Below are 15,259 nucleotides of genomic sequence, written 5' to 3' on the forward strand. Positions count from 1 at the left end.
CGCCTGCGCTCAATAGAAGCGCTCCAGCGTCAGCTTGCGCTCGCCGCCGCCGCAAATGCCCAGGCGCACGGTTCGGCCGGGATCGGCGACCGACCAGGTCGAGATCGGCTCGCTGGCGTAATTGGCGGTGATCGGCTGGCCATCGACACTGCAGATCTGGTCGCCCGCTTGCCAGCCGGCGCTGGCGGCCGGGCTTCCGCGCATGACGTGGAGCACGCGCAGGCGATCGCTATAGAAGCCGAGCAGCAGGCCGCTGGTCGACCGCAACGGAGGGCGGTCGACATCGGCTCCGGCTGCCATCACCATGCGGCCCGCGCCGGGATCGAGCAGCACGCGATAGCGCTGCAAATAGCCCAGCCCGATCCGCCCCGCCGCGCCCATCTGTGCCGAAAAGCCGCGGCCCGGCTCGATCCGCGCTTCGGCCTCGCGCACCATCGTCTCGCCGACGCGGACCGCCGGCAGCACGGTCAGTTCGGACGTGACCGGTCCGGCGATGCTGTACGAGATGGTGGTGGTCGTGGTCGGCTTGACGCCGCCGACCGATTTCCAGGCCTCGTCCGACATGGTGATCGTCGCGCCGTCGCCGGTATCGACGATCATCGGGCGCAGCCGCGTGCCATCGATCGACATCTCGCTGACATAGAATTGGTCGCGCAGCGCCATCGCCAGCGGCGCGGTCTGGCCGGGAAAGGGCATGCGGCCGCTCGGCAAGAGGCGGAATCGCTGTGCGGCGAAGTCGATATCGAGCGCGTAGCGGCGCAACAGATCGCTGCCGATCACCGCGTCGATCATGGCGCCGTTTCCGGTCGCGCCGGCCGGCAAGTCGAGCACCCCCAGCCGCCCGCCGCTTCGCGTCAGTCCGCCGATCGCCAGGGTGCGCCCGTTGATCTGTCCCATCGCGACCGTGCCGCCGATGCCGACGCCTTCGCCGCCGCCCGAGACCTTCAGGCCGGCGCGGCTGGCGAACCGGCGGGACACGACCGACAGGCTGAACCCGGTATCCAGGATCGCGGTGACCGGGCGGCCGTCGACCGTCATCCTGAACTGAATCTGGTTACCCGGCGTGAGGTCGAACGGCACCCATTGCGCCTCGGTATCGGGCGAGAGCACGACGCGTTCGGCCGGCGGTTCGGGCATCGCCGGCGCCATCGCCCCGCACAACGGCAAGGCGGCGAACATCAGCAAAGGCAGCATGCGGCGGCGCATGCCCCCGCTTATACCGGTCCTGGCCGCGCGGATATGGGGTAAAATCGCGATTAACCGCGTTATTGAATCCATTTTCCCGGAGCCGAAACGGGAGCGGTGGGAGCTCCCGGCGTCAAGGCCGAACCGGCTCCAACGGACGTGCGCGCCAGCCCGCACTGGCGATCAGAGGCAGGCTTCGAGATAGGCCTGGTCGAACCCGAACTGGCGCGCCTTTTCGAGCGTGTAGGGGCGCAACCCCATGGCGCGATACTCGCCGATGATCTTACCGTCGGCCGATTCGCTCTGATATTCGAACTTGAAGAGTTCCTGCGTCACGATGACCGGCCCTTCCATGCCGATCACCTCGGTAATGTTGGTCACGCGGCGGCTGCCGTCGCGCAGGCGCTTTACCTGGACGATCATGTCGACCGAATCGGCGATCTGGCGGCTGATCGCTTCCTTGGGGATCTTGATGTCCCCCATCAGCACCATGTTCTCCATACGGCCCAGGCATTCGCGCGGAGAGTTGGAGTGAAGCGTGCACATCGATCCGTCGTGGCCGGTATTCATCGCGGCGAGCAGGTCGAAACATTCCGCGCCGCGAATTTCGCCGAGGATGATGCGATCCGGGCGCATACGCAGCGCGTTCTTGACCAGGTCGCGGATGGAGATTTCGCCCTGGCCTTCGAGGTTGGCCGGGCGGGTCTCGAGCGGCAGCCAATGCGGCTGCTGCAGCCGGAGTTCGGCCGCGTCCTCGATCGTGAGCACGCGCTCGCCCGGGTCGATCATTTTCGACAGGGCATTGAGCATCGTCGTCTTACCCGACCCGGTACCGCCCGATATGACGACGTTAAACCGGCACGCTCCCGCGATCTTGAGCGCGGTCGCCATCTTTTGCGACATCGAGCCGAAGCTCGCCATCATGTCGAGCGTGATCGGTTTGTTGGAGAATTTGCGAATCGAGATCGCGGTGCCGCGCAGGCTGAGCGGCGGCACGATCACATTGACGCGGCTGCCGTCCTTGAGACGGGCGTCGGCGAGCGGCGTGGTCTGGTCGACGCGGCGGCCGACCGAGTTGCAGATACGTTGCGCGATCTGGAACAGATGCTCCTCGTCGCGGAACTGGATCGGCGCGATCTCCAGCCGGCCCTTCTTTTCGATGAAGGTCTGGTTGGGCCCGTTGACCATGATATCGCTGATGTCGGGATCGGCGATCAACTCTTCCAACGGCCCCAGTCCGAGCAACTCGTCGACCAGCACTTTTTCGAGCGCGAATTGCTCGCGGCGGTTGAGCGTGAGCTTGAGCTCGGCGAGCACCTCGCCGATGATCGGGCGGAATTCCTCGGCCAGCTCGTCCTTGTTGAGCGTGGCGGCGGCTTCCGGGTCGACGCGTTCGAGCAGGCGCGGCAGCACCTGTTCCTTGATCTTGTGGACAGACGCCTCGAACCCTTCGGCCTTCATGCCGGCGGCTTCGCCGCTGGAATTCTGGCGCTCGGTCAGGCGCGCCATGGCGTCGCCGCTGCCGCCTGGCATGTTGCCCGGCTGATCGGCGTCGATCTCGCTCGGATCCGGAAGCGGCGGGAATTGCTCGGCAGTATCCGCGGCGGGCTGGGCGCCGCCACCCTGCATCGGACGCGCCACGCCGAAAGCCGGCCGCGCAGGCTGCCCGGCACCCAATCCATTACGGCGTCCGAACGCGCTCATGCCCCTCGATCCTTCATGGTCGGGGCCGTTCGTACGGGCGAAGATTTGACAATTTCCTAACCAAGCCGATGCCGGGCTAAGCTGCGTTGAGACAGGAGGGGAAGCCAGGATGGGTCGAACGATATTGGTCGGACTGGCATTGCTGGCGACGGGCGCCGGACCGGCAACGGCGATGCCGGGCTGGCTGACGGGATGCTGGAGCGAGCAGAAGGGACCCAGTTGGACGGAGGAATGCTGGACCTCGCCACGCGCGGGCAACATGATGGGCAGCGGCCGCAATGGGCGCGGCGACGACCTCCGGTCATGGGAAGCGATGCAGATCGAGCGTGGAGCGGACGGCAAGCTCGTCTTCTACGGCTCGCCCAAAGGCGCACCGCGGGTCGCTTTCCCGGAACTATCGTCGGGGCCGCGCGAGATCGTGTTCGCCAACCCGCAGCACGATTATCCGCAACGCATCCGCTATTGGCGCGAGGGCATGGACCTGATGGCGGAAACCAGCCTGATGGATGGGACCAAGGCATATCGCTGGCGGTACAAGCGGCAGCTTGGCAGTTAAGGCTGCCGAAACGAAAAGGCCCGCCGCTCCCTTGGGGAGCAGCGGGCCTTTTCGCTCAGTCGACTGCCGAGCCTTATCCGGCTTGTTCGGCCAGCACCGTCAGTCCGGTAGCGGAAACCTCGGCGAAACCGCCCTGGATCGGCACCAGTTCGGGCTCCGATTTGTCGGCGCGGTAGATCGCCAGGTTGCCGTCGCGGATCGTCGACATGAAGGGGGCATGGCCCTCCAGCACGCCGAAATCGCCTTCGGTGCCGGGCACGACGACCTGATAGACTTCCTCCGAGCGGAGCAGCTTTTCGGGCGTGACGAGTTCGAAATGCAGCATTGCCTTGTCCTAAATCCCCTCTCCCGTCGGGAGAGGGTTGCGCAGACTTAGGCCCGTCAGGGCCTTAGTCGGAGCTGGGTGAGGGGATCACCCTGTCGAGAGCGGGTCCCCTCATCCAACTTCGGCTAGGCAGCAAGCTGCCAAGCCTTCGTATCCTTCTCCCTCTGGAGAAGGTTTGCAGAAAATTACGCCTCCGCGGCCAGCTTCTCGGCCTTGGCGATTGCGTCGTCGATGCCGCCGACCATGTAGAAGGCCGCTTCCGGCAGGTGATCATACTCGCCGTTCACCACCGCCTTGAACGAGCGGATCGTATCCTCGATCTGCACGAAGGCACCCGGGATGTTGGTGAACACCTCGGCGACGTGGAACGGCTGCGACAGGAAGCGCTGGATCTTGCGGGCGCGGCTGACGGTGAGCTTATCCTCTTCCGACAGTTCGTCCATGCCCAGGATCGCGATGATGTCCTGCAGCGACTTGTACTTCTGCAGGATCGACTGGACGGCGCGCGCCGTCTCGTAATGCTCCTGGCCGACGACGCGCGGCTCGAGCACGCGGCTGGTCGAATCGAGCGGATCGACCGCCGGATAGATGCCGAGTTCCGAGATCGCGCGGTTGAGCACGGTGGTCGCGTCCAAGTGGGCGAACGAGGTCGCCGGAGCCGGGTCGGTCAAGTCGTCCGCGGGGACGTACACGGCCTGGACCGAGGTGATCGAGCCCTTGTTGGTCGAGGTGATGCGCTCCTGCAGCGCGCCCATGTCGGTCGACAGCGTCGGCTGATAGCCCACCGCCGACGGGATACGGCCGAGCAGAGCCGACACCTCGGCGCCAGCCTGGGTGAAGCGGAAGATGTTGTCGACGAAGAACAGCACGTCCTGGCCTTCGACGTCGCGGAAATATTCGGCGATGGTCAGGCCGGACAGCGCGACGCGGGCACGCGCGCCCGGCGGCTCGTTCATCTGGCCATAGACCAAAGCCACCTTGGATCCCTCGCTGACGGCGTTGCCGTCGGCGTCCTTGGCGATGACGCCCGCGTCGAGGAATTCGTGATAGAGGTCGTTGCCCTCACGGGTACGCTCGCCGACGCCCGCGAACACCGAGGTGCCGCCATGGCCCTTGGCGATGTTGTTGATCAGTTCCTGGATCAGCACGGTCTTGCCGACGCCGGCGCCGCCGAACAGGCCGATCTTGCCGCCCTTGGCGTAGGGCGCGAGCAGGTCGATGACCTTGATGCCGGTGACCAGGATCGAGCTCTCGGTCGACTGGTCGACGAACAAAGGAGCCTCGGCGTGGATCGGCGCGGTCTCGGTCGCACCGACCGGGCCACGCTCGTCGATCGGCTCGCCGATGACGTTGAGGATGCGGCCGAGCGTGGCCGGGCCGACCGGAACGCGGATCTGCGAACCGGTATCGGTGACGTTCTGGCCGCGGGTCAGGCCCTCGGTCGAGTCCATCGCGATCGTGCGGACGGTGTTCTCGCCCAGATGCTGCGCGACCTCGAGGACCAGGCGGTTACCGTTATTGTCGGTTTCGAGCGCCGAAAGAATGGCGGGCAGGTGATCCGGGAAGGTCACGTCGACGACGGCGCCGATGACCTGGCTGATCGTGCCGACATTGTTGGTCGTCGCGACGGGCGCGGTCGACGTCACGTCGCCGGCCGGAGCGGCCGCCTTGGGCTTGGTCGCGCGCGGCTTGCGAGCGGGCTTCTCTGCAGTCGGGGCGGTTGCCATGATGTTTAGTCCTTTATCAAATCTATATCTACGTGAGCGCCATTTACGATAGTGACTGGACGCATCACACCGACACCGCTTCTGGTTGAAAAAGTTACCGCACCGGGTATTATTTTTGGCGCCTCGGTTCCGAGGGCTATCGCGGATAAATAATAGGTGCCGTCCGGCAGATCGGTAAACGAATAACGGTTATCAGCGTCGCATTGTGTAATTCTATTGTATGCGGCCATACGAGGATCGCCGTTTTTATTGAACCCGACAGCTTTGCCGTAAATCCACGTGCCACCCTTCAGGCTGCCATAAAACGCCAGCGCCTCTTCATCAGCTCTCGCCGATCTTGGTGTTAATGTTACTTCTGAGCCGGGGCAATTTGACTTGGCGCCGCCATAGGAAAGACGGACAATCCCAGAAATTGAACCTTTGCCATTCGAACGTGCCCAATTCACCTCCACAGGGTCAAAGGTAGTCTTATAGGGAGGCGCGATGGCGCATCCGCCGCAAAAGACAAACAGCGCCAAACAAGTAAATCGAGGACGTGCCACGATCACAGCGCCTCGGCGCCCGAAATGATCTCGACGAGCTCGGTCGTGATCGCGGCCTGGCGGCTGCGGTTGTACTGGATCGTCAGCTTGTTGATCAGGTCGCCGGCGTTGCGCGTGGCATTGTCCATCGCGGTCATCTTGCTGCCCTGCTCCGAAGCGGCATTCTCGCGGATCGCGCGGTACAGCTGGATCGCGACGTTGCGCGGCAGCAAGTCGGCGAGGATTTCCTCTTCCTCCGGTTCGTAATCGACCGCGGCGCTGACGCCGCCGGTGTCGGCGGCGCCCGCCGGGATCGACACCGGGATGATCTGCTGCTCGGTCGGCTCCTGCGTCAGCACCGACTTGAAGCGCGAATAGAATAGATGCGCGACGTCGAACTCGCCGGCCTCGAATCGCGCGATCAGATCGTCGGCATAGCCGCGCGCATCGGCGAAGCCGAGCTTGCCGAGATCGCCCGGCTCGACGCCATGGACCATCAGGTCGCGATACTGGCGGTTGAGCACGGCGCGGCCCTTACGGCCGATCGTGTAGAATTTGACCGTCTTGCCTTCGGCGATCAGCTCGGCGGCACGGCGCCGTGCCAAACGCGCGATATTGGTGTTGAACGCGCCGGCCAGGCCCTTGTCCGACGTGGCGACGACGAACAGGTGAACCTGATCGCGGCCGGTGCCGGCGAGCAATTTGGGCGAGTTCGGACCGACCGTGACGGTCGAGGCGATGCTTGCCACGACCTTTTCCAGCCGCTCGGCATAGGGGCGGCCGGCCTCGGCCGCTTCCTGCGCGCGGCGCAGCTTGGCGGCGGCGACCATCTTCATCGCCTTGGTGATCTTCTGCGTCGACTTCACCGAGCCGATGCGGATCTTGAGGGCCTTAAGTGACGCCATCTTTTCCCTACTTCGTCATCCCAGCGGAAGCTGGGATCTTGTGCCTCAGGCCGTTCGCTTGCGGCCCGAGACCCCAGCTTTCGCTGGGGTGACGGTTATGATTACGCAAACGTCTTCGCGAAGGCGTCGAGCGCGGCCTTGAGCTGGTCGCGGACGTCGTCCTTCAGGTCCTTGCTGTCGCGGATCGCCTTCAGCACGCCGGCATGGTTGGCGCGCAGGTCGGCGAGCATCGCCGCTTCGTAGCGCACCACCGCCTCGACCGGCACATTGTCGAGATAGCCCTGGGTACCGGCGAAGATCGACGCGGTCTGCTCCTCGAACGGCAGCGGGCTGAACTGCGGCTGCTTGAGCAGCTCGGTCAGGCGCGCACCGCGGTTGAGCAGCTTCTGCGTCGAGGCGTCGAGGTCCGAGCCGAACTGCGCGAACGCCGCCATCTCGCGATACTGGGCGAGCTCGAGCTTGATCGAGCCCGACACCTTCTTCATCGCCTTGGTCTGCGCGGCCGAGCCGACGCGGCTGACCGACAGGCCGACGTTGATCGCCGGGCGGATGCCCGCGAAGAACAGGTCGGTCTCAAGGAAGATCTGGCCGTCGGTGATCGAGATCACGTTGGTCGGGATGTAGGCCGACACGTCGTTGGCCTGGGTCTCGATGACCGGCAGTGCGGTCAGCGAACCGGAGCCGTTGTCCTCGTTCAGCTTCGCCGCGCGCTCCAGCAGGCGGCTATGCAGGTAGAACACGTCGCCCGGATAGGCTTCGCGGCCCGGCGGGCGGCGCAGCAGCAGCGACATCTGGCGATAGGCGACCGCCTGCTTCGACAGATCGTCGAACACGATCAGGGCGTGCATGCCGTTGTCGCGGAAATATTCGCCCATCGCGGTGCCGGTATAGGGCGCGAGGAACTGCAGCGGGGCAGGCTCCGACGCGGTCGCGGCGACCACGATCGAATATTCCATCGCGCCATTCTCGGTCAGCGTCTTGACCAGCTGCGCGACGGTCGAGCGCTTCTGGCCGACGGCGACATAGACGCAGTACAGCTTCTTCGACTCGTCGTCGCCGCCGTTGACCGTCTTCTGGTTGATGAAGGTGTCGATCGCGACGGCCGACTTGCCGGTCTGACGGTCGCCGATGATCAGCTCGCGCTGGCCGCGGCCGACGGGAACGAGCGCGTCGATCGCCTTCAGGCCCGACTGCATCGGCTCCGACACCGACTGCCTCGGGATGATGCCCGGCGCCTTCACTTCGACGCGGCTGCGCTTCTCGGCGACGATCGGGCCCTTGCCGTCGATCGGGTTACCGAGGCCGTCCACGACGCGACCGAGCAGGCCCTTGCCGACGGGGACGTCGACGATGGTGCCGGTCCGCTTGACGACGTCGCCTTCCTTGATCTCGGCGTCCGAGCCGAAGATCACGACGCCGACATTGTCGGCTTCGAGGTTGAGCGCCATGCCTTGCACGCCATTGGCGAACTCGACCATCTCGCCCGCCTGGACGTTGTCGAGGCCGTGGATGCGGGCGATGCCGTCACCGACGCTCAGCACCTGGCCGGTTTCCGAGACTTCCGCCTCGGTACCGAAATTGGCGATCTGGTCCTTGATGACCTTCGAGATTTCTGCGGCGCGGATGTCCATGTTCTAAACCTTCAGCCTTTCATCGCGTGCGCGAGGGTATTGAGACGGGTGCGGATCGAGGAGTCGATCATCTGCGATCCGATACGAACGACCAGGCCACCGAGCAGCGACTGATCGACATTCAATTCGACGGCAACCTCGCGGCCGACGCGCTGGCGGAGCTGCTGCTTGAGCTCGATCACCTGCGCATCCGAAAGCGGATGCGCCGAAGTTACTTCGGCCGTGGTCTCGCCACGATAGCTAGATGCCAGCCCGCGAAACGCGCGGATGATCGCCGGCAGCTGGGCGAGGCGGCGATTCTGCGCCAGCACGCCCAGGAATTTGGTGGTCGTCGCGTCGAGCTTCATCGCACCGGCGGCGGCGGCGACGCCCTTGGCGGCATCGGCCCGACCGATCAGCGGGCTGGTGGTCAGCGCCTTGAAGTCGGCCGAGTCGCTCAGCGCCTGCCGGACCGTGGCCAGGCTCGCTTCGACCGTGTCGATCGACTTCGATTCGCGGGCGAGTTCGAACAAAGCGGTTGCGTACCGCCCACCTAAGCTCGCTTGAATACCGCCGGATTGCTCCACGCGATGAGGGTCCTTTTCAAAAGGGTATGTGGCCCCATACGAAAAGAGGGCAGCCCTGAGGCGCCCTCTATGGGTTGGCGCGCGACTAGCATCGGGGGGGCGGGGATGCAACCCGGTGCTTTAGGATGAGGTGCAGCCGGGGGGCGGATGGCGACTCCTACTTGTCCCTCTCCCGCACGCGGGAGAGGGAGGGGCCCGCCGCCGTAGGCGGTGGGATGGTGAGGGTCTTCTTACTTCTTTTTGAGATCGAGTCGCCTGGAAGAAGAAAGAAGACCCTCTCCCGCAAGCGGGAGAGGGCTAGCAAGCGGGGGAGGGCGAATTTCGCCTATCCCAGCTTGACCGATGCAGCGAGGAAGTGTGCAAAAGCGCATTGAGGGGTGCCCGATGGACGTCGAACTCGCCGAAGAACGCGTGCTGATCCTCGCCGACCGGTTCAACATGGACCATGCCGAGGGGCGCGCCTGGATCAAGCGCACCGACGCGTTCGGGACGATGGCCAAGATCACCGGTTTCCTGTCGCGTCCCAAGGACGAAGACTATGAAGTGATCTATCGCGAGCGCCGCTTGCAGCCCTTCTTCCGCATCGGCTGCACCGCGACGATGACCTATGAGCGGCGCAAGGAGTATCGCGTCGCGGTCGATGCCAACGTGACCAACGTCGAAATCGATGGCAGGATGCACGTCGTCGCAGGGGGCGCCTATACGCTGACCGGCACCGAAACCTGCCACGACGAGATCCATCGCGAGGTCTGTTACGACGCAATCAGCGGCAACCCCGACCCCGGCGCGGTGCAATATCTCCAGCACGATGCCAAGGTGACCGACGCCGCGGGACTCGCCAAGGCGGCGGCCGACGGCGCGGTGGTGGTGCCGCCGACGGCCAAGGCGTCGATGCTGGTACGCGACGTGCTGGCGAGCTCGATCGAGCGGATCGAGGCGGACAAGGTGCTGGAGGAAAAGCTCTCGCTCCATCACATCGACCTCTATTACCGCCCGGTCTACGCCTTCCGCTACCGCTGGCAGGGCAAGGAAGCGGTGGTCGAGTTCGACGGCGTGAGCGGCGAGACGCGCACCGGCGGCAGCACGTTCGAGCAGTTCCTCGGCCACACGATCGACGCCGAATTCTTGATCAACGCCGGGGTCGAGGCCGCCGGCATCTTCATCCCCGGCGCACGGCTCGCCGAGATCGTCATCTCGAAGAGCCTGAAGGCGCGGGAAAAGAAGAAATAATACTCGCCGCGGCATCGGCACGAGGAAAGCGCTTTAGACATGGCCCAGGCGTGGTTAGAAGTCGCCGACACGGGGCGTATCACTTGGGGGGAATCATGAAATCCGTATTCGCGGCCTTGATCGTGTCGGCGTCGCTCATGGCCACCTCGGCACCGGCATCCGATACGCGAAAGGCAGACTTCCGGGTCGGTGGAGTGTCGTTCTCGATCCCAATTCCGGACGGCTATTGCCTGCCCTCCGGCAAGATGGCGGATATCGCGCAACTGCTGGCGGCAGGTGACACGGTCAACACCACCGATCTCATGCTCGCCCGATGCGACGGAGAAGTATTGAAGGGTGCGAACGACTATACCTTCATCAAGACTCCCTCGGCCGCCCTTTTGGCCACAATCGATCGCCAGACCCTGCTCACGCAGCTCGGCGTCGCTTTCGGTAAGACTCTTGATACCAAGAGCTGGCGGGATACCGCCGCCAAGTCGATGTCCGACATTACCGGCACCAAGATCGATATCAGCGGCACCTTCGCGCCGCGAGGCAAGGACGATATGTGCGGTTATATGGCCGGCGTCCTCCACTACGATACGCCGGGGATCAGCTACGACCAGCCCATCGCGGTATGCATTACGGCCGTCGGCGGCCGCGTGCTTTCGATTTTCCGGGCGGGGACGAAGACCGACGAAGCCGGCATTTTGTCGCTGATGCGCGAAACTCGCGCGATCGCGCAGACGATAAAGTCGCCGTGAATTCGGGGCGAGCGGCGCGGTGGCACTGGCTGGGTTAAAACGAATTGCAATCCGCACGCTGATCGCTGCCGTACTGATCTATGTCGCCATCGTCGGGTTGCTCTACACTTTCCAGCGGCGGCTGATTTATCCCGGCTGGTATTTCGGGACAGCGGCGGTCAATCCCGACCGTACCGGCTATCGCGACGTCGCGATAACGACCTCGGACGGGCTGCGCGGGCGGCTGCTCTATCACCCGCCGCAGCAGGGCAAGCCGGTCATCTTGTTCTTCCATGGCAATGGCGATTCGGTCCTGGGTAGTATCGTCGCGATGCGCTCACTGGTCGCCGCCGGCTATGGCGCGGTGTTGCCCGAATTTCGCGGGTTCAACGGCGCACCCGGCATCCCCGACGAACAAGGACTATATCGCGATGCGCGCGCTGCACGCGCGTGGATGACGGCGAACGGCATCGGTGCCGACCGCATTGTCATCATCGGCTATTCGCTCGGCACCGGAGTGGCGGCGCAGATGGCGCTGGAACACGCTCCTCGCGCGCTGATCCTGGTAGCGCCTTATGCCAGCGTCGCCCACGTCGCCGCGGCACGCTTCTGGTGGCTTCCTGCCGACCTGTTGGTCAGCGAACGGTTCGATACTGCCGCCAAGATCGGCCGAATCGCCTGCCCGATCCTGCTACTCCATGGGACTGCCGACACGACCATTCCTCCGGAGAACAGCGCCTCCTTGAAGGCACTACGCCCAAATGCTGATCGGGTGGTCTTTCCGCGCGTAGGGCATGAGGTTGTGTTCAGCCAGCCAGCCCAGGCGCTGATCGCGCGCTGGCTCAACGCCCACAGTCTCTGATCTCTGGCCGCGCGCTGCACGCTCCCTTATTGGTGCCAGCGATGACTCACGCCACGCTCTCGCATGCCGCGCGCCACGCCGAGCTCCATGCCGCGGAGGACTTGGCGTTGCAGCTATTGGATCGGATCGAGGCGCTCGGCCTGATCGCGGCCGGTCGGACCGAGCGTGAGGTCGAGCACGACATCTATACGCTCGCGCGCGAGGAATTCGGCGTCGAGAAACATTGGCACAAACGCATCGTCCATGCCGGCGTCAACGGGCTCGCGACCGCCCGCGAGAACCCGCCGGTGCTGACGATCGCGGAGGACGATCTGGTGTTCCTCGATCTCGGACCGGTATTCGACGAATGGGAGGCCGATGTCGGCCGCTCCTATGTCGTGGGTCACGACCCCGACAAGGTTCGCCTGGTCGCAGACCTTCCCGCGCAATTCGGCAAGGTTAAGGCGCGGTTCGACAAGGATCCCGACATCACCGGCGCCGAGCTCTATGCCTTTGCCTGCGACAGTGCGACGGCGGCGGGGTGGCGGTTCGGCGGCGTGATCGCCGGGCACATAGTCGGCGAATTCCCGCACGCGCATCTGCCGGGCGACAAGGATTTCTACCGGATCAACCCGGAGAACACGACGCGGCTGCGCGACCCCGACCCCAATGGCAACGATCGCTTCTGGATCCTGGAGATCCATCTGGTCGACCCCGCCGGGCGCTTTGGCGGCTTCTACGAACGGCTTATGTCCTGACTCGGCTTGTCGGCGGTCGCACTCCTGCCCTAAGGCGGAGGCAATGAAAGGCACCACGCTCCGCAGCCTGCGCCAATGGCACCATTATATCGGTGTCTTCCTGGCCCCCGCCATCCTGTTCTTTGCGTTCAGCGGCCTGATCCAGGTTCTGGGGTGGCAGGACCAGCGCAATCCGCCTCCGGCCGGCTGGGTGTCGGCGATCGCCGGCATCCACAAGCATCAAATGCTGCCCAAGCCGCGCCCGGCCGAACCGGCGCGCAAGCCCGCCGGGGCACGGCCCGCGGGGGATGACGATCACGATCATGGCGGCTTGTCGCCGCTCAAGATCTTCGCGTTGCTGGTCGCGATCGGCCTGTTCACCACCACGCTGATCGGCCTGACGATCGCGCTTGGCACGCGCAACCTGCGCCGCCCGGCGTTGATCGCGCTGGGGCTAGGCATTGTGGTTCCGGTCGCCCTTTTGATCGTGTGACGTGGCGTTCGACCGCCAACCGCACCTGATCAGCGACCTGGTAGAGCTTCGCCCTGCCACCGCCGAGGATTTCGACGCGCTGTTCGCAGTTGCCGGCGATCCGCTGATCTGGGAAGTCCATCCAGCGCATGACCGCTGGCAGGAGTCGGTATTTCGCCGCTTCTTCGCCGATGGCCTTGCCTCGGGCGGCATGCTGGTGGCGATCGACCGCGAGAGCGGGGCGGTGATCGGTAGTTCGCGTTACGATTTCGGCCGCGCCGAGCCGGATGAAGTGGAGATCGGCTGGACCTTCCTCGCGCGGTCGCATTGGGGCGGGCGCTACAATGGCGAGATGAAGCGGTTGATGCTCGATCATGCCTTTACCGGCGTGTCGCGCGTGATGTTCATGATCGGTGAAACCAATATTCGCTCACGGCGCGCGATCGAGAAAGTCGGTGGCAAGCTGACCGATCGCCGCCATCACGCCGAAATGGCGGGGCAGCCGGTGGTCCACGTAATCTATACGATCGATCGGAGCGGGTCGGCCGGATAGCCTTTAGCTTTGGCCGCAAACGCCGGGATGTGGCTGCCTGCGTGGGCGCCTACATAGGCTGCATGACGAGCGAAACCCCCATCGATATCGACGCCGCCTGGGCGGCCTTCGAGGCTCGCGATCGCGCGCAGGACGGACGCTTCGTCGTCGCGGTCAAGACCACGGGCATTTATTGCAAGCCGAGCTGCCCGGCGCGGCATCCGCGGCGCGAGAATGTCGAATTCCATCGCGACGCCGCCAGTGCGCGCGCCGCCGGATTCCGCGCCTGTCTGCGCTGCAAGCCCGATGAGGTCGGCCGAGATCGCGTCGCGGTCGCCAGCGCCGTAGCGCTACTCGAAGCGGCCGAGGACGCCATTTCGCTCGAGGAGCTGGCGGCGGAGGTCGGTTATGCGCCGCATCATTTCCATCGCCTGTTCAAGCGCGCGACCGGCGTGACGCCGGCGGCCTATTTCCGCGGCCTACGCGCTACTCGCGTCGCGCAGGCGCTGAAGGACGAATCGTCCGTCACCAATGCGATCTACGAGGCCGGCTATTCGGCACCGAGCCGCTTCTACGAAGGCGGCGCCAAGCGGCTGGGCATGACGCCAAGTGCCTGGCGCCAGGGCGGGGCGGGGGTAACGATCCGCTGGACCATCGCCGACACCAGCCTGGGCACATTGCTGATCGCTGCGACCGACAAGGGCTTGTGCCGCGTTTCGTTCGACGAGGATGCGCTCGACCTCGCCAAGCATTTTCCCAAGGCGGAGATCGTTCAGGGCGGTGCGGCGCTAGGTGATCTCGCCGCACGTGTGGTGGCCAAGGTCGAATCGCCCGATCGCGATCAGAATTTGCCGCTCGACGTCCAAGGCACCGCATTTCAGGAGGCGGTGTGGCAAGCGTTGCGCGATATCCCGGCGGGCGAGACGCGGTCCTATGGCGAGCTCGCCGCGATCGCGGGAAGTCCCAAGGCAGTGCGTGCCGTGGGCAGCGCGTGCGGCGCCAATCATGTCGCGGTCGTCATCCCCTGCCATCGCGCGCTGCGCAGCGACGGCTCGATGGGCGGCTATGCCTATGGCGTCGACCGCAAGACAGTTCTGCTCGATCGTGAAGGAGTGAAGTAATGGCGTATGTGATTCGCGGGCTCGACCCCACCCCGTTCAAGCCGCTCTACGGTCTGAGCGACGGCGAGCTCGCCGCGTTCGGCGCGGTGCGCCGCCGGGCCGACGAGAAGCCCGGTTTTCCCTGCCGCGTGACGCTGGAGGATGCCGAGCCGGGCGAGGATCTGATCCTGATCAACTACCAGCATCTGCCGGTCGATAGCCCTTATCGCGCGAGCTACGCGATCTTCGTGCGCGAGGGCGCCGAACAGGCCGCGGAATATCGCGACGCGGTGCCCGAGCAGCTGTCGCGCCGCCTGCTCGCGCTGCGGGCGTTCGATGCCCAAGGCATGCTGCTCAAGGGCGACGTGCTGGACGGCGGCGACCTCGCCGAGGCGATCGAGCCTTGGCTGGAGGATCCGAACGTCGCATACCTCCAGGCGTATAATGCTCGCCCGGGCTGCTTCGCGGCGCGGATCGATCGGGCCTGAATACCATCGTCATCCCC

Annotated in this window: 17 protein-coding genes; 9 read left to right on the top strand and 8 right to left on the bottom strand. The window is 64.8% G+C overall.

Annotated features, from left to right (window positions below; all coding sequences use genetic code 11):
- Positions 1-9: 9 nt before the first annotated feature.
- Positions 10-1,194, bottom strand: a complete 1,185-nt coding sequence (locus Q0L25_RS13715) for an aspartyl protease family protein (RefSeq protein ID WP_296615134.1) — start codon at positions 1,192-1,194, stop codon at positions 10-12.
- 174 nt (positions 1,195-1,368) lie between these two features.
- Positions 1,369-2,889: a CpaF family protein gene (locus Q0L25_RS13720; protein ID WP_296615135.1), complete on the bottom strand. Its 1,521-nt coding sequence runs from the start codon at positions 2,887-2,889 to the stop codon at positions 1,369-1,371.
- Between the two features lie 109 nt (positions 2,890-2,998).
- On the opposite strand from Q0L25_RS13720, the gene Q0L25_RS13725 reads away from it, so the two are divergent.
- Entirely contained in the window at positions 2,999-3,445 is a 447-nt protein-coding gene (locus tag Q0L25_RS13725; protein ID WP_296615137.1) for a DUF6265 family protein, read from the top strand.
- 73 nt (positions 3,446-3,518) lie between these two features.
- Here Q0L25_RS13725 and Q0L25_RS13730 read toward each other — a convergent pair whose 3' ends face one another.
- From Q0L25_RS13730 to Q0L25_RS13755, 6 genes are all read right to left on the bottom strand, one after another.
- Entirely contained in the window at positions 3,519-3,770 is a 252-nt protein-coding gene (locus Q0L25_RS13730) for an ATP synthase F1 subunit epsilon (protein WP_296615139.1), read from the bottom strand.
- A 185-nt stretch (positions 3,771-3,955) separates the two neighbouring features.
- Complete coding sequence (gene atpD / locus Q0L25_RS13735; protein WP_296615140.1) at positions 3,956-5,497, bottom strand: F0F1 ATP synthase subunit beta; 1,542 nt, start codon at positions 5,495-5,497, stop codon at positions 3,956-3,958.
- Positions 5,498-5,502: 5 nt separating this feature from the next.
- Positions 5,503-6,039, bottom strand: a complete 537-nt coding sequence (locus tag Q0L25_RS13740) for a hypothetical protein (RefSeq protein ID WP_296615142.1) — start codon at positions 6,037-6,039, stop codon at positions 5,503-5,505.
- 2 nt (positions 6,040-6,041) lie between these two features.
- Entirely contained in the window at positions 6,042-6,923 is an 882-nt protein-coding gene (locus Q0L25_RS13745) for a F0F1 ATP synthase subunit gamma (protein WP_296615143.1), read from the bottom strand.
- Between the two features lie 101 nt (positions 6,924-7,024).
- Positions 7,025-8,554, bottom strand: a complete 1,530-nt coding sequence (atpA, locus tag Q0L25_RS13750; protein WP_296615145.1) for a F0F1 ATP synthase subunit alpha — start codon at positions 8,552-8,554, stop codon at positions 7,025-7,027.
- Positions 8,555-8,565: 11 nt separating this feature from the next.
- Positions 8,566-9,120, bottom strand: a complete 555-nt coding sequence (locus tag Q0L25_RS13755; RefSeq protein WP_296615147.1) for a F0F1 ATP synthase subunit delta — start codon at positions 9,118-9,120, stop codon at positions 8,566-8,568.
- A gap of 384 nt (positions 9,121-9,504) precedes the next feature.
- On the opposite strand from Q0L25_RS13755, the gene Q0L25_RS13760 reads away from it, so the two are divergent.
- The 8 genes from Q0L25_RS13760 (at position 9,505) to Q0L25_RS13795 (ending at position 15,242) form a co-directional block, all read left to right on the top strand.
- Entirely contained in the window at positions 9,505-10,350 is an 846-nt protein-coding gene (locus Q0L25_RS13760) for a hypothetical protein (protein WP_296615149.1), read from the top strand.
- Between the two features lie 245 nt (positions 10,351-10,595).
- Positions 10,596-11,093 (top strand): hypothetical protein, encoded by a 498-nt coding sequence (locus Q0L25_RS13765; protein ID WP_296615151.1) that lies wholly within the window; start codon positions 10,596-10,598, stop codon positions 11,091-11,093.
- Positions 11,094-11,112: 19 nt separating this feature from the next.
- A complete protein-coding gene (locus tag Q0L25_RS13770) occupies positions 11,113-11,934 on the top strand; it encodes an alpha/beta fold hydrolase (protein WP_296615153.1) in 822 nt (273 codons plus the stop codon).
- Between the two features lie 41 nt (positions 11,935-11,975).
- Positions 11,976-12,671 (top strand): M24 family metallopeptidase, encoded by a 696-nt coding sequence (locus tag Q0L25_RS13775; RefSeq protein ID WP_296615155.1) that lies wholly within the window; start codon positions 11,976-11,978, stop codon positions 12,669-12,671.
- 43 nt (positions 12,672-12,714) lie between these two features.
- Positions 12,715-13,143 carry a hypothetical protein gene (locus Q0L25_RS13780; protein WP_296615156.1) on the top strand — a complete coding sequence of 143 codons (429 nt, stop codon included), beginning with the start codon at positions 12,715-12,717 and terminating at the stop codon, positions 13,141-13,143.
- A gap of 1 nt (position 13,144) precedes the next feature.
- Entirely contained in the window at positions 13,145-13,675 is a 531-nt protein-coding gene (locus tag Q0L25_RS13785; RefSeq protein WP_296615158.1) for a GNAT family N-acetyltransferase, read from the top strand.
- A gap of 62 nt (positions 13,676-13,737) precedes the next feature.
- Positions 13,738-14,775: a bifunctional DNA-binding transcriptional regulator/O6-methylguanine-DNA methyltransferase Ada gene (gene ada / locus Q0L25_RS13790; RefSeq protein ID WP_296615160.1), complete on the top strand. Its 1,038-nt coding sequence runs from the start codon at positions 13,738-13,740 to the stop codon at positions 14,773-14,775.
- On the top strand, positions 14,775-15,242 hold the full coding sequence (locus Q0L25_RS13795) for a DUF1203 domain-containing protein (RefSeq protein ID WP_296615162.1): 468 nt from the start codon (positions 14,775-14,777) through the stop codon (positions 15,240-15,242). Before ada ends, Q0L25_RS13795 begins: the two co-directional genes overlap by 1 nt.
- Positions 15,243-15,259 lie beyond the last annotated feature (17 nt).

The sequence above is a fragment of the Sphingomonas sp. genome (assembly GCF_024508665.1).
GTDB lineage: Bacteria > Pseudomonadota > Alphaproteobacteria > Sphingomonadales > Sphingomonadaceae > Sphingomonas.

What these genes read in the sequence shown, in the direction of transcription:
- Q0L25_RS13760 (WP_296615149.1), top strand. Translation starts at nt 9,505, where the DNA reads ATGGACGTCGAACTCGCCGAAGAACGCGTGCTGATCCTCGCCGACCGG.
- Q0L25_RS13780 (WP_296615156.1), top strand. Translation starts at nt 12,715, where the DNA reads ATGAAAGGCACCACGCTCCGCAGCCTGCGCCAATGGCACCATTATATC.
- Q0L25_RS13745 (WP_296615143.1), bottom strand. Translation starts at nt 6,923, where the DNA reads ATGGCGTCACTTAAGGCCCTCAAGATCCGCATCGGCTCGGTGAAGTCG.
- atpA (WP_296615145.1), bottom strand. Translation starts at nt 8,554, where the DNA reads ATGGACATCCGCGCCGCAGAAATCTCGAAGGTCATCAAGGACCAGATC.
- Q0L25_RS13715 (WP_296615134.1), bottom strand. Translation starts at nt 1,194, where the DNA reads ATGCTGCCTTTGCTGATGTTCGCCGCCTTGCCGTTGTGCGGGGCGATG.
- Q0L25_RS13795 (WP_296615162.1), top strand. Translation starts at nt 14,775, where the DNA reads ATGGCGTATGTGATTCGCGGGCTCGACCCCACCCCGTTCAAGCCGCTC.
- Q0L25_RS13775 (WP_296615155.1), top strand. Translation starts at nt 11,976, where the DNA reads ATGACTCACGCCACGCTCTCGCATGCCGCGCGCCACGCCGAGCTCCAT.
- atpD (WP_296615140.1), bottom strand. Translation starts at nt 5,497, where the DNA reads ATGGCAACCGCCCCGACTGCAGAGAAGCCCGCTCGCAAGCCGCGCGCG.
- ada (WP_296615160.1), top strand. Translation starts at nt 13,738, where the DNA reads ATGACGAGCGAAACCCCCATCGATATCGACGCCGCCTGGGCGGCCTTC.
- Q0L25_RS13725 (WP_296615137.1), top strand. Translation starts at nt 2,999, where the DNA reads ATGGGTCGAACGATATTGGTCGGACTGGCATTGCTGGCGACGGGCGCC.
- Q0L25_RS13720 (WP_296615135.1), bottom strand. Translation starts at nt 2,889, where the DNA reads ATGAGCGCGTTCGGACGCCGTAATGGATTGGGTGCCGGGCAGCCTGCG.
- Q0L25_RS13730 (WP_296615139.1), bottom strand. Translation starts at nt 3,770, where the DNA reads ATGCTGCATTTCGAACTCGTCACGCCCGAAAAGCTGCTCCGCTCGGAG.
- Q0L25_RS13765 (WP_296615151.1), top strand. Translation starts at nt 10,596, where the DNA reads ATGGCGGATATCGCGCAACTGCTGGCGGCAGGTGACACGGTCAACACC.